Here is a 12,458-nt window from a genome sequence, read left to right as displayed (position 1 = left end):
TCGGGAACTGACCAGTCGGCGAAGGGTGGGTCAGTGCTCGTGCACGTGGTCGCCGTGCTGGTGGTGCCGGTGGCCGTCGTGGAGGTGGTCGACGTGGTCGTCGTGCTCGACGGTCTCGCAGCCGTCGCCCTCGGTGTGCTCGCCCTCGTGGTCGGCGTGGACCGAGACCTCGGGGTGGCGCTCCTCGCCGTGGACGTGGTCGAGGTGGTCGTCGTGCTGCACGGTCTGACAGCCGTCGCCGGCGAGGTGCTCGTGGTCCATGACGTCGGTGTGCTGGGTCATGGTCCCCTCCTGCTGTTCGTCGCGCCGCCACGGGTGCGGCGCCCCTTGCGGGCGTGGTCCGCCACGCCCGAGGCTCACTCTAGGACCCCCCGCCTGTGGGTCTCCTGTGACCCAGGCATCGCACGATCCCGTTGTCTGATAATGGTTTTCGCTCCGCCGTGCAGCCGGCGTCGTGGCGCGGATCGCTGGACCAGCAGCATCGGCATCGCTGTGACCGACGTCTCACCCACCCGCATCTCGACCCCTCCTCGCCATTGGTCACCAATGGGCGGATCCGAGCCGTTTGGATACGGCGATCGCGGCCCGCTCCTCCCGGCCGAAGGGGAGGGGCGAGCCGCGACCTGGGTCCGCGCGGAGAGACGGTGCGCGGGGTCTGTGGGGCCGTTGGCGTCAGGCGTCAGCCGCGGCCGTAGCGGCGATTGAAGCGCTCGACGCGTCCGGCGGTGTCCATGATCTTCTGCTTGCCCGTGTAGAACGGGTGCGAGGCGCTGGAGACGTCGACGTTGATCACCGGGTAGGTGTTGCCGTCCTCCCACTCGATCGTGTCGTTGCTCGTGGCGGTCGAGCGCGTGAGGAAGGCGAAGTCGGCCGTCGGGTCCCGGAACACCACGGGGTGGTAGTCCGGGTGGATGCCCGGCTTCACCTCTCGCCCTTGGCGGCGGCCTTGAGCGTGGAGCCGGGCGTGAGCTTCACCGACGGCTGCGCCGGGATCTCGATCGACTCGCCGGTGCGCGGGTTGCGGCCCGTGCGGGCGGCGCGCTCGACGCGCTCGAGGGTGAGCAGCCCCGCGATCTGCAGCTTGCTGCCGTCGGCGGCGCACTCGCGCATCAGGTCGCCGAGGGCGTCGAGGACGCCGTTGACGTCGTTGGGCGTGGTGGCGGTGCGCTTGCTGATCTCGTAGACGAGCTCGCTGCGGTTCATGGAACGGTCCTTTCGGAAGGGGATCGGGCTGGTGGGTTACCAGCTGGACTTGGTGACGCCGGGCAGCTCGCCGGCGTGGGCCATCTCGCGCAGGCGGATCCGCGACAGGCCGAACGCCCGGTAGACCGAGCGCGGGCGACCGTCCACGACGTCGCGGTTGCGCAGGCGGGTGGCGCTCGCGTCCCGGGGCATCCGCTGCAGCCGCAGCTGGGCGGCGGCCTTGCTCATCGCGTCGGCGGTGGGGTCGGCGATGACGCGCTTGAGGGCGCGACGCTCCTCCGCGTAGCGGGCGACGACCTCACGACGCTGCTGGTCGCGGGCGATCTTGGACTTCTTGGCCATCAGCGCTCCTCCTTGAACTCGACGTGCCGGCGCACGACGGGGTCGTACTTGCGGATCACGAGCCGGTCGGGGTCGTTCCGGCGGTTCTTGCGCGTGATGTACGTGTAGCCCGTGCCCGCCGTGGAGCGGAGCTTGATCTTGGGCCGCACGTCGGTGGACCTGGCCATGAGGTGGCCTCCTTCGTCTGTCAGATAAGAATGATTACCATAACTGATAGGTTGAGCGCTCTGTTCCCACGCCGAGGAGGCACCTGATGGCAGTCCCCAAGCGCAAGATGTCGCGCTCCAACACCCGGTCCCGCCGCGCCAACTGGAAGGCCGAGCCCGTCGACCTCGTGCCCGTGTCGGTCGGTGGCCGCACGGTGCGCGTGCCCCGACGGCTCGTGCGTGCGGTCCAGCGTGGGCTGGTCGACTCGAGCCCCTACGAGGCCTGAGGCCTCCGTCGGGCCGGGGCGCAGCGTCTGCGGGGGTGGATCGGGCACCGAGATCGGCGCTCGATCCACCCCGCGGCCATCTCTGCGGCCATCTCTGCGGCCATGTGGGACGACGCGGGTATGGCGCCCCTGCGGCGCCGCGCGCTCCAACGAGCAGGCGCCGTCAGGGCCGTCCGGGCGGTCAGAGCCGCTCGCCGCGAGCCTGCATCCGCACGATCGCGGCGTCGATCCCGATGCGGTCGATCGTCTTGATGGCGCGCGTCGACAGCCGCAGGGTCACCGTGCGGCCGAGGCTCGGCGCCCAGTAGGTCCGCCGCTGGATGTTGGGGTCGAAGCGGCGACTCGTGCGGCGGTGCGAGTGGCTCATGGTGTTGCCGAAGCGCGGCACGGTGCCGGTCAGCTGGCAGTGGTTGGACATGAGTTCCTTCCCTCGGGTTGGTCTGGCTATAGTAATAACGATTCTCATTACGCTACCAGCCGCCGGTGCCAGTCCATCGCGATGGGCGAGGCGGCACCGGCATACGAAGGAGACCCGATGCCCGCTCCCGACCCCGGACCGCTGCACCGCCCCGGCACCACCGACGTGCTCGTCGTCGCCGGCCTCGACGCCACCGACCAGGCCGTCGCCGCGATGGGCCTGCAGTGCGACCTGCCAGACGCCGCCGTGGTGCGTCTCGTCGTGGACGCCGCCGCCGGCCAGGTGCGCTGGGCCGTCAGCGACCTCACGGGCACGGTCGAGGAGGACGGGCAGGACGTCGAGCACCCCTGCCTGTCGTGCGCCATGCGCGAGGCGATCCTCCCGACCCTGGTCCGCCTCGCCGGGACTGGCCGCTGGGGCACGCTCGTCGTCTCGCTGCCGCCGTCCGCCGAGCCCCTGCCCATCGCCCTCGGCCTGGCCCGGGCTCACCTCGCGGACGGGCGCCGGGTTGCTGACCTGCTGACCCTGCGGTCGGTCATCACGGTCGTGAGCTGCGACGACGTGTGCGCCGGGGTCTTCGACGACCCGCTGCTCGAGGAGCTCGGACTCGCGATGGTCGAGGACGACCGCCGCAGCCATGGCGAGGTGCTGGTCAACCAGATCGAGCTCGCCGACGCGGTCGTCATCGTGCAGGACACGCTCGACGAGTCGGACACCGCCCTGCTGGACCACCTGCGGCGGCCGGACAGCCGCGTCTACCTCGGCCTGTCGAGCTTCTCGGCGGGGGCGGAGCTGAGCGCGCGCGGCTTCGACGTGCAGGTGGCGCAGGGCTTCGTCGACCCGCGGCGCCGCCGACCGACCGGCGCGCAGCCGGCCGGTGGGTTGCAGACCCTGCGGCTGCGGACCTGGCGCCCCTTCCACCCCGGACGCCTGCAGCAGCGCCTCGAGGACCTCGGGTCCGGCGAGCTGCGCGGCCGCGGCGCGTTCTGGCTGCCCGGGCGGCCCGGCACCGCGATCGCGTGGGAGGCCAGCGGCGGTCAGCTGTCCATCGGCTCCATCGGCGGGTGGGACGACGCCGACCGTATGACGAACCTCGTGGTCACCACCGACGACGAGACCGCAGTCGTGGTGAGGGAGGCGTTCGAGGACGCCGTCATGACCGAGGCCGAGATGCTCACGGCGCGCGACCGCTGGCTCGGGCGACGCGACGGTTTCGAGGACTGGCTCGGCGAGGAGGGCGCCTCCGACGTGGCCTGACCGCGGCGCGTGACGGGTCGCCGCGAGCGAGCTTGCCCCGGCATACGGCCCGTGCGAGCCTGGATGGAGGCTCCACGAGCGGGCCCCGGACGAGGGAGCCGTACCCGGTCACGCGACAAGACGGCCACGAGGAGTGACCATGTCGTGGATCGTGCTGGTGCTGTCAGGTGTGCTGGAGGCTGTGTGGGCCACGGCCCTCAGCCGCAGCGAGGGATTCAGCCGGCTCGGGCCGAGCGTGGTGTTCGTGGTGGCCTGCGCGCTCAGCATGGCGGGGCTGGCCTACGCGCTGCGTGAGCTGCCGGTGGGCACGGCCTATGCCGTGTGGGTGGGGATCGGCGCCGTGACGACCGTCGCCTGGGCGATGGCGACCGGCGCAGAGCCGATCTCGCTGGTCAAGGTCCTGCTGCTGCTCGGGATCATCGGCTGCGTGGCAGGGCTCAAGCTGCTGCACTGAGCCGCGGCGGCTCCTCGCCGCACCTGAGAGGCCGCCGCCGCGCGTGAGGGGTCACCGTCGCGCGTCCCTGTGCCCGTCAGTGCTTCGCGCAGGTCCCGAAGACCTCGAGGGTGTGCGACACGTCGCGGAAGCCGTGCTGTGCGGCCACCGTGTCGGCCCACGACTCCACCGCAGGGCCCTCGATCTCGACGGTGCGGCCGCACTCCCGGCATACGAGGTGGTGGTGGTGGTCGTCGCTCGCGCACAGCCGGTAGCGCGCCTCACCGTCGTCGACGCGGAGCATGTCGACGCGCTCGTCCTCGGCCATGGCGTTGAGCGTGCGATAGACGGTGGCGAGGCCGACCGTGTCGCCCTGCTCGCGCAGCCGGGCGTGCAGGGCCTGGGCCGAGATGAAGTCGTCGGTCTCGCGCAGGACCTGCTCGACGGCGCGGCGCTGCTTGGTGGCTCGGCGCTCGGTGTCCGGCATCGTGGATCAGCTCCTGCTGGTCGGCCGCCCGGCGACGACGTCGTCGGCCGTGGGTGGCCGGTCGTCCTCGCGGTGGTCGTGGTGCTCGTCGTAGTGGTCCCCGTGCGGGGCGTGCAGATGTCCATCATGCAGGTAGTCGACATGATCGCCGTGCTCGACCTGCTGGTGCCCGCAGCCGGGCCCGTGCTCGTGGGCGTGCATCTCGGCATAGCGGTGATGGCGTGCGGCGACGGCGTGGGCGAGGGCTGCCGCCACGCTCAGGACGATGAACACCGCGAGGACGAGCAGCACGATCGTGCCGCCCGAGGGCGTGTCGAGCTGGTAGGACAGGGCGACGCCGCCGATGGCGCACAGCACGCCGATGACGACGGCGACGAGCCGCATCGAGCGGAAGGACCGCGAGACCTGCTGGGCGGCCGCGTTGGGCAGGATCATCAGCGCGCTGATGAGCAGCAGCCCGACGACGCGCATCGACACGACGACGGTGACGGCGGTCATCACGGCGAGCACGATGTTGAGCCCGAGGACCGGCAGCCCCGCCGCGCGGGACCACTCCTCGTCGTTGGCGACGGCGAACAGCCGTGGCCGCAGCACCCAGGTGGTGACCATGACGACGAGGGCGAGGACGGCAAAGACCACGAGGTCGTCGCGGCTGGTCGTGGTGATCGCGCCGAAGAGGTAGGACGTCAGGTTGGCGCCCGTCCCCGTCGCCCGCGACATCAGCACGACACCGAGCGCGATCCCGCCGTAGAACATGACGGCGAGGGCCACGTCCCCGCTGGCGCGGCCGTAGCGCTGGATGAGCTCGATCACGACGGCGCAGACCACCGCGGCGACGAGTGCCGTGAGGACCGGCTGGTTGCCGGTGAGGAGGCCGATGGAGACGCCGGCGAGCGCCACGTGCCCCATGCCGTCGCCGATCAGGGACAGCCGGCGCTGCACGAGGAAGGTCCCGACCATCGGCGCGGCGGCACCCACGAGCAGCGCGGCGATCAGGGCGCGCCGCATGAACTCGAAGCTCCACAGCTCGGACAGGTCAAGCACCGTGGGTCTCCTTGCTCGGCGCGGGGGCGCCTGCGCCGGCGCTCCTTGGCCGTATGCCGGACGCCCCGACGCCGGCGGGGTCGACCCAGCGGGCGGGTGGCAGGTCGTGCCCGTCGTCGTCGTGATGGTGGTGGTGATCGCCGAGGGAGAGGGGATCGGCGCGGCTGGCCCGCTCGAACTCCGCCACGGTCCCGTCGAAGGTGATCCGGCCGGCCGACATGTGCACGATGCGGTCCAGGACCGGGGTGAGGGCCGCGACCTCGTGGGTCACGATGAGCAGGCCGACGCCGCGGTCCCGCAGGCGCTGCAGCACGGTGGTCAGCAACCGCTGGTTGGCGACGTCGACGCCGGCGGTGGGCTCGTCCATCACGAGGGCGTCCGGCTCGCCGGCGAGGGCGCGGGCGATGAGCACGCGCCGTTGCTGGCCGCCTGACAGCGTCGAGACGTCCTGGCGGGCCTGGTCCGTCATACCGACGACGTCGAGGGCCGAGGCCATGATCTGGTGGTCGCGCGCCCCGAGCCGGGCCAGGAGGCCCTGGTGCGGCAGGCGCCCGGTGGCGACGACCTCGCGGACCGTCGCCGAGACCGAGCCGGACAGGGTGTGGCGCTGGGGCACGTAGCCGATGCGATAGCGCTGGCGGAAGCGCGCGAGCGGGGTGCCGAACAGCTCGACCTCGCCGCCCAGGTGGTCGTTGAGCCCGAGCAGGCCCTTGACCAGCGTGGACTTGCCGCACCCGTTGGGTCCGAGGAGGGCCAGCGCCTCGCCGGGCGCCACCGTGAGGTCGGCCCCGGAGACGACGGCGCGGTCGGCGTACCCGAAGGACGCCGACCGGAGCCTGATGACGGGAGCGTCAGGCGCGCTGACGCGGGCGGAGGTCACGGACAGCTCTGGCCCTTCTTGAGCGTGGCGAGGTTGGCCTTCATGACGCCAACGTAGTCCTTGGCGGCGGAGGAGTCCGTGATGCCCTCGATCGGGTCCAGCACCGCCGTCTGCGCCCCGGTCTCCTTGGCGACCGTCTGGGCGATGGCGGGGCTGACCAGCGTCTCGGCATAGATGGTGGTGACCTTGTGCGACTTCGCGTACTTCGCGATCTCGGCGAGCTTGGCGGGCTCGGGCTCCTCCTCGGGGGACAGCCCCGAGATGGCGACCTGCTGCAGCCCGTAGCGGTCCGCGAGGTAGCCGAACGCCGCGTGGCTGGTCACGATCGTCGTGTTGGTGCAGCCCTTGAGGCCGGCCGCGAGCTCGGAGTCCAGGGCGGTGAGCCGGCCGGTGAACGTCTTGAGGTTGGCGTCGTAGTCCGCGGCGTGGGCGGGGTCGGCCTGCTTGAGTCGGTCGGCGATGGCCTGGGAGACCTTGGCGTAGCGCTGCGGGTCCAGCCAGAAGTGCGGGTCCTTGGCGCCCTTGCCGTGGCTGTGCCCCGCATGCTCCTCGGCGGACTCGGTCGCGTGGTCGTGCCCGTCCTCGCCGATCGTCTCGCCGTGCGTGAGCGAGAGGTTGGCGGCCGTGGCGACGTCGAGAGCCTTGTCCGGCTTGGTGTCGGCGACCGCGGTGTCCACGGCCGACTGCAGCCCCTTCTCGTAGATCGCGAGATCCGCCTTGGAGAGGGTGGTCACGTCCTTGGGCGTCAGCTCGAGGTCGTGCGGCTCCCAGCCGGGCTTGGTGAGGTTGGTGACCTGCACGTGCTGGCCACCGATCTGCTCGGCGGCGTGCTGCAGGGGATAGAAGCTGGCGACGACGCCGAGCTTGCCGTCCTTGCCGCCCTGGCTCGCTGCGCCGCCGGTGCTGGAGCCGCCGTCACCCGATCCGCAGGCGGTGAGGGCGAGCAGGGTGAGGGCTGCAGGGGCGGCGAGCAGACGGCGGTTCATGCTCTCCAGGGTCGGCCTAATGGAAATCATTGTCAAACTGGCTCCGCCCGCTAGTCCGGGCGATGGGCGTGGGCGGCGCGTCGTGAGCTCGGAGCTCAGTTCGGGTCGTCAGGAGGCCGTGGGCGGGGCTTCTGCCGGCACATTCCGAGCTCGGAGCTCAGTTCGGGTCGCCGGGAGGGCATGTATGGCGACGTGGGCGGCACGTTGTGAGCTCGGAGCTCAATTCGGGCCGCCTGGGGATAACGTGACGGGTCCCCGCCCCGCTTGTGGATGGCAGACGCCACCACGCTCGAACCGTCTCAAACTGGGTCCATGGCACCCAAACGCCCTCTCCCGCCGCAGCTGAGCGCCCGCGTCTTCTTCACCGTTCGGCGCGCTCGCGAGCTGGGGGTCACTCGCGCGACGATGGCCGATCTCGCCCGCCCGCACCGCTCGGTGCTCGGGACCCGCATGCCGCTCACGGTCCTCGAGGACGCCCAGGCCGCGTCCCTCGTGCTGCCGGCAGGGTGCGTCTTCACCCACTGGACGGGTATCTGGCTCCGCGGGCTGGCCGTGGGCCGCCGGTGGACGCCCGAGCACCGACCGCCGCTCGACGTGGGCGTCCATGGCCGGACCCCACCACGGCTGGCCACCGTGACGGGCCATCGGCTGCACGCGCCGGACCTCCCGACGATCGCGCTGCCGGGGCTCGCGATCCCGGTCCTCGACGACGCGCACCTGTTCCGGCAGGTGGCGGGCGATCTCAGCGTCTCGGATCGCGTCGTGCTCGGGGACCTCATGGTTGCGTGGAGGTCGGGCCGAGGTGACGACTACTTCGACGAGGCGCTGGCGATCCGGTCCTGCGGGGTCGTTGCGGCCCGCGCAGCGAGCCGTCAGGTGCGTCCCGGCACGAACTCGGTGATGGAGTCGAGGGTGCGGCAGGACTTCGTGCGCGAGGGGTTACCGGCACCCGAGCTCAACGCCCAGATCCTCGACGATCGCGGAGCGCTGGTCGGCTACGCGGACTTCCTCTGGCGCCGCGCCAGGGTCGTCGTTGAGTACAACGGTGCCCACCACTACCGCACCGACGAGCAGCGGCTCCAGGACGAAGCGCGTCGCAACCGCATGGAGCGCCTCGGCTACCTCGTCATCCTCATCAACAAGGTCGACTACTACGACCATCACGCCGAGACGATGGCTGCGGTCCGGGCGGCGCTGGTGGTGCGGGGCGCTCTCGCCGCCTGATCCGAGCTGAGCTGGGAGCTCAGTCTGGGTCGTCTGGGAGGGCTGGGATGGGGCTTGGGCGGCGCGAAGCGAGCTGCGGGCTCAGTTCGGGTCGTCTACGGGGGTCGTGGGGCGGTGTGGGCGGCGCGAAGTGAGCTGGGGACTCAGTTCGGGTCGTCTGGGAGGGCTGGCCGGGGGCTTGGGCGGCGCGAAGTGAGCTGGGAGCTCAGTTTGGGTCGGGGGCCGTATGCCGGGGGACCGGCGTCACGCGGCGCGCACTCCCTGGTCCTCGACGGGGGGCTCGGCCAGGCTGGGGACGTGCCGCAGCCACAGCGAGAGGACCAGCGCCAGGAGCAGGAGCGCACCGGTGAACCCGACGACCAGGGGCCAGCCGCCGCGGCTCCAGGCCGTGCCGACGACCGTGCCGCAGACGGACGACCCGAGGTAGTACGCGAACATGTAGAGCGAGGTGGCCTGGGCGGTGCCGCGACCGACATACGTGGCGCGGGCGGCGACCCAGCCCGAGGCCACCCCGTGGGCGGCGAAGAAGCCGGCGGTCAGCACCGCGAGCCCGCCCACGACCGCCCACAGCGACCCGCCGAGGGTGACCAGCAGGCCGAGCAGGACGATCGCGAGCGCCACGGGGACGACTGCTCGCACGCCGTGACGGTCCGCGAGGCGCCCGGCCCGCTCGGAGCTCACCGACCCGAGGGCATAGACGACGAACACCAGCCCGGCGACGGCGAGGCTCAGGTGGTAGGGCGCGGCGGCGAGCCGGAACCCCATGGCGTTGAACACCGACACGAAGGCCCCCATTGCGCAGAACGCGATGCCGTAGAGCGCGAGCAGGGCGGGGTCGGTGAGCATCCGGCGGTTCATGGCGACGAGCTCGCGCAGCGACAGCCGCGCCGGGGCGAAGCGTCGCGAGCCAGGCAGCACCGCGCGCACCGCCACCGCGCACAGCAGGCCCAGGCCCCCGATCGAGCCGATGGACCAGTGCCAGCCGAGCAGGTCGGCGACACCGCCGGTGAGCAGGCGACCGAGCATGCCGCCGAGGGCCGTGCCGCCGATGTAGAGCCCGGTCGCCCGCGCCGTCGCCGAGGGATGCACCTCCTCGCGCAGGTAGGCGACCGCCACTGCCGGCAGCCCTGCCACCGCCAGGCCGAGCAGCGTCCGCAGGACCAGCAGGACCGTCCACGACGGCGATAGCGCCGTGAGGATCGTGACCACCGACGACGCGAAGAGCGACACATGCATGACCCGCGTGCGCCCGAGCACCTCCGAGGAAGGGCCCACGACGAGCAGGGCCAGGCCCAGGGCGAAGGTCGTGGTCGACACCGACAGGGCGGACTGCGCCGGCGTCAGCGCGAAGGCCCGCGACAGCTCGGGCAACAACGGCTGGGTGGTGTAGATCATCGCGAAGGTCGCGAGCCCGGCGAGGAACAGCGCCCACGAGATGCGGCGGTACTCCGGGGACCCCGGCCGGTGTCCCCCGGCCGTTGGGGGTGGCGGCGGGGCGGCATACGGCTGGGGCACCCGACCACCGTATGCCGGACCCGCCCCCCGGCCTGCCCACCCCGACGACCGCGGCACAGGCATCCCCAACGCCGAGTGGTCACCTCCCGACGTCGGGAAGTGACCACTCGGCGGTGACCTGTTGTGGGAGAGGCGAGGGTCAGGTGCGGCTCAGCGCCGGATCCCTCAGTGCTGGATCCCTCAGTGCTGGATCGCGCCGGCCGTGCCGTGGCCGGACAGGGACCGGACCTCCATCTCGGCGTACTTCTCGGGGTTGGGCTTCTCCTTGTCGGTGATCGAGCCCAGCCAGCCGAGCAGGAAGCCCAGCGGGATCGAGATGATGCCCGGGTTGTCCAGCGGGAACCAGTGGAAGTCGATGGAGGCGTTGGTGATCATCGACAGGCTCTTGCCGGTCGCGTCGACCTTGCCGGACACCACGGGGCTGAACAGGATGAGCAGCATCGCCGACCCGAGCCCGCCGTAGATCGACCAGAGCGCTCCTCGGGTCGTGAACTTCGACCAGAACAACGAGTAGAGGATCGTCGGCAGGTTGGCGCTCGCGGCGACCGCGAACGCCAGGGCGACGAGGAAGGCGATGTTCTGCCCGTTCGCGAGGATGCCGCCGATGATCGCGACGACACCACCGGCGATGGCGGCGCGGCGGGCGACCTTGACCTCCTGCTCCTGGGTGGCCTTCCCCTCCTTGATCACCATGTTGTAGATGTCGTGCGCGAACGTCGCCGAGGTGGTGATGGTGAGGCCGGCGACCACGGCGAGGATCGTGGCGAACGCGATCGCCGAGATGATGCCGAGGAAGACGGACCCGCCGAGGTGGAAGGCCAGCAGCGGTGCCGCGGAGTTCTCCTTGCCGGGGGCGGCCACGATGGCGCCGGGGCCGACCAGGCCGGCCGCGCCGAAGCCGATGACCAGGGTGAACAGGTAGAACAGGCCGATCAGCCAGATCGCCCACTCGACCGACTTGCGCGCCTCCTTGGACGTGGGGACGGTGTAGAACCGCATCAGCACGTGGGGCAGGCCGGCGGTGCCGAGCACCAGGGCCATCGACAGCGAGATGAAGTCGATCTTGGTCGTGGTGGACTTGCCGTACTTCAGGCCGGGGTTGAGGAGCTTCTCCCCGACCTTGGGGGACTCGTCGACCGCCTTCTGCATCACGGCGGACAGGTTGAACCCGAACTTGCCGAGCACCCAGACGGTGATGATCGCGGCACCCGCGATGAGCAGGCAGGCCTTGATGATCTGCACCCAGGTGGTGCCCTTCATCCCGCCGATGAGGACGTAGGTGATCATCAGGATGCCGACGATGGCGATGACGATCGCCTGCCCGGCCCACGACTTGACGCCGAGCAGCAGCGACACGAGGCCGCCCGCACCGGCCATCTGGGCGAGGAGGTAGAAGAACGAGACGGCGAGCGTCGAGGTGGCCGCGGCCATGCGGACCGGGCGCTGGCGCAGCCGGAAGGACAGCACGTCGGCCATGGTGAAGCGGCCGGTGTTGCGCAGCAGCTCGGCCACGAGCAGCAGGGCCACGAGCCAGGCGACGAGGAAGCCGATGGAGTAGAGGAAGCCGTCGTAGCCAGCGACGGCGATGGCGCCGGCGATGCCGAGGAAGCTGGCCGCCGAGAGGTAGTCGCCGGCGATGGCGATGCCGTTCTGGCGGCCGGAGAAGGCCGCGCCGCCGGTGTAGTACTCGCCGGCGGTCTTCTTCTTGCCCGTCGACACCTTGATGACGACGGCGAGGGTGACCACCACGAAGACGGCGAAGATCGCGATGTTGAGGACGGGCGAGCCGACGGAGTCACCTGCGGCCCTGATCATCGTGGTGCTCATCAGGCGTCCAACCCCTTCTCCTCGACCATCTGGTGGACCCGCTCGGCCCGGGGGTCGAAGACGCGGTCGGCCCAGCGCACGTAGACGATGGTGATCGCGAACGTGGTGATGAACTGCAGGAAGCCGAAGATCAGGCCGACGTTGATGTTGCCGAGCACCTTGATGCTCATGAACGCCGGGAAGAACGCGGCGCAGATGACGTAGAGGAAGTACCAGGCGAGGAACGCCCCGGCCATCGGGAAGACGAAGGACCGCAGCCGCGAGCGCAGCTCCTGGAACTCGGGCGACCGTTGGACGTCGCTGTAAGCGGCGCTGTAGTCGCGGGTGGGCTTGGTCGCGCTCACGCGGTGCCTCCTGCGGGGGTGGGGAGTCGGCACGTCCTCGTGCCGATCGTCACTGTGCGCCCGGT

General features: G+C 71.1%; 17 protein-coding genes and 1 riboswitch. Of the genes, 4 read left to right on the top strand and 13 right to left on the bottom strand.

Annotated elements, in window-relative coordinates:
- Positions 1-30 precede the first annotated feature (30 nt).
- The 5 genes from B4E97_RS11595 to rpmG all read right to left on the bottom strand — a co-directional run bounded on the left by B4E97_RS11595 (position 31) and on the right by rpmG (position 1,712).
- A complete protein-coding gene (locus tag B4E97_RS11595) occupies positions 31-282 on the bottom strand; it encodes a hypothetical protein (RefSeq protein WP_239262298.1) in 252 nt (83 codons plus the stop codon).
- 397 nt (positions 283-679) lie between these two features.
- Positions 680-925, bottom strand: a complete 246-nt coding sequence (locus B4E97_RS11590) for a type B 50S ribosomal protein L31 (protein ID WP_029211997.1) — start codon at positions 923-925, stop codon at positions 680-682.
- Positions 922-1,203 carry an HU family DNA-binding protein gene (locus B4E97_RS11585; RefSeq protein ID WP_286959956.1) on the bottom strand — a complete coding sequence of 94 codons (282 nt, stop codon included), beginning with the start codon at positions 1,201-1,203 and terminating at the stop codon, positions 922-924. The genes B4E97_RS11590 and B4E97_RS11585 overlap by 4 nt, the downstream gene beginning before the upstream one ends.
- Before the next feature lie 36 nt (positions 1,204-1,239).
- A complete protein-coding gene (rpsN, locus tag B4E97_RS11580) occupies positions 1,240-1,545 on the bottom strand; it encodes a 30S ribosomal protein S14 (protein ID WP_019286562.1) in 306 nt (101 codons plus the stop codon).
- Positions 1,545-1,712, bottom strand: coding sequence for a 50S ribosomal protein L33 (gene rpmG / locus B4E97_RS11575; protein WP_019286561.1), 168 nt, complete (start codon positions 1,710-1,712; stop codon positions 1,545-1,547). The genes rpsN and rpmG overlap by 1 nt, the downstream gene beginning before the upstream one ends.
- 86 nt (positions 1,713-1,798) lie before the next feature.
- Between rpmG and rpmF the strand changes: the two genes are divergently transcribed.
- On the top strand, positions 1,799-1,978 hold the full coding sequence (rpmF, locus tag B4E97_RS11570) for a 50S ribosomal protein L32 (RefSeq protein ID WP_286959955.1): 180 nt from the start codon (positions 1,799-1,801) through the stop codon (positions 1,976-1,978).
- A gap of 181 nt (positions 1,979-2,159) precedes the next feature.
- Here the strand turns inward: rpmF and rpmB are convergent, their stop codons facing one another.
- The gene (gene rpmB, locus B4E97_RS11565; RefSeq protein WP_286959954.1) at positions 2,160-2,396 is read right to left on the bottom strand and encodes a 50S ribosomal protein L28; all 237 of its coding nucleotides are present in this window, start codon (positions 2,394-2,396) and stop codon (positions 2,160-2,162) included.
- A 117-nt stretch (positions 2,397-2,513) separates the two neighbouring features.
- Between rpmB and B4E97_RS11560 the strand changes: the two genes are divergently transcribed.
- Positions 2,514-3,653, top strand: coding sequence for a CobW family GTP-binding protein (locus tag B4E97_RS11560; protein ID WP_286959953.1), 1,140 nt, complete (start codon positions 2,514-2,516; stop codon positions 3,651-3,653).
- 63 nt (positions 3,654-3,716) lie between these two features.
- Positions 3,717-3,782: riboswitch (guanidine-III (ykkC-III) riboswitch) on the top strand.
- Positions 3,783-3,792: 10 nt separating this feature from the next.
- Positions 3,793-4,107, top strand: a complete 315-nt coding sequence (locus B4E97_RS11555; protein ID WP_029212774.1) for a DMT family transporter — start codon at positions 3,793-3,795, stop codon at positions 4,105-4,107.
- A gap of 76 nt (positions 4,108-4,183) precedes the next feature.
- Here the strand turns inward: B4E97_RS11555 and B4E97_RS11550 are convergent, their stop codons facing one another.
- From B4E97_RS11550 to B4E97_RS11535, 4 genes are read right to left on the bottom strand one after another with little or no spacing between them, the layout of a single operon-like run.
- Positions 4,184-4,573, bottom strand: coding sequence for a Fur family transcriptional regulator (locus tag B4E97_RS11550; RefSeq protein ID WP_029212773.1), 390 nt, complete (start codon positions 4,571-4,573; stop codon positions 4,184-4,186).
- Positions 4,574-4,579: 6 nt separating this feature from the next.
- Positions 4,580-5,608 carry a metal ABC transporter permease gene (locus tag B4E97_RS11545; protein WP_286959981.1) on the bottom strand — a complete coding sequence of 343 codons (1,029 nt, stop codon included), beginning with the start codon at positions 5,606-5,608 and terminating at the stop codon, positions 4,580-4,582.
- A 1-nt stretch (position 5,609) separates the two neighbouring features.
- Positions 5,610-6,497 (bottom strand): metal ABC transporter ATP-binding protein, encoded by an 888-nt coding sequence (locus tag B4E97_RS11540; protein ID WP_286959952.1) that lies wholly within the window; start codon positions 6,495-6,497, stop codon positions 5,610-5,612.
- Positions 6,494-7,483 (bottom strand): metal ABC transporter substrate-binding protein, encoded by a 990-nt coding sequence (locus tag B4E97_RS11535; RefSeq protein ID WP_286959951.1) that lies wholly within the window; start codon positions 7,481-7,483, stop codon positions 6,494-6,496. Before B4E97_RS11535 ends, B4E97_RS11540 begins: the two co-directional genes overlap by 4 nt.
- Positions 7,484-7,795: 312 nt before the next feature.
- On the opposite strand from B4E97_RS11535, the gene B4E97_RS11530 reads away from it, so the two are divergent.
- Positions 7,796-8,707: a DUF559 domain-containing protein gene (locus B4E97_RS11530; RefSeq protein WP_286959950.1), complete on the top strand. Its 912-nt coding sequence runs from the start codon at positions 7,796-7,798 to the stop codon at positions 8,705-8,707.
- 243 nt (positions 8,708-8,950) lie between these two features.
- Here the strand turns inward: B4E97_RS11530 and B4E97_RS11525 are convergent, their stop codons facing one another.
- The 3 genes from B4E97_RS11525 to B4E97_RS11515 form a co-directional block, all read right to left on the bottom strand.
- Positions 8,951-10,222: an MFS transporter gene (locus B4E97_RS11525; protein WP_029212769.1), complete on the bottom strand. Its 1,272-nt coding sequence runs from the start codon at positions 10,220-10,222 to the stop codon at positions 8,951-8,953.
- Between the two features lie 180 nt (positions 10,223-10,402).
- The gene (locus B4E97_RS11520) at positions 10,403-12,049 is read right to left on the bottom strand and encodes a solute symporter family protein (protein WP_019286549.1); all 1,647 of its coding nucleotides are present in this window, start codon (positions 12,047-12,049) and stop codon (positions 10,403-10,405) included.
- On the bottom strand, positions 12,049-12,393 hold the full coding sequence (locus B4E97_RS11515; RefSeq protein ID WP_050993257.1) for a DUF485 domain-containing protein: 345 nt from the start codon (positions 12,391-12,393) through the stop codon (positions 12,049-12,051). Before B4E97_RS11515 ends, B4E97_RS11520 begins: the two co-directional genes overlap by 1 nt.
- Positions 12,394-12,458: the final 65 nt, after the last annotated feature.

Origin of the sequence: Arsenicicoccus sp. UBA7492 (genome assembly GCF_002479615.1) — a bacterium.
In the GTDB taxonomy this organism is placed as follows: domain Bacteria; phylum Actinomycetota; class Actinomycetes; order Actinomycetales; family Dermatophilaceae; genus Arsenicicoccus; species Arsenicicoccus bolidensis.
The sequence above is the reverse complement of the archived record's forward strand: the minus strand, read 5'-3'. Positions and strand labels throughout refer to the sequence as shown.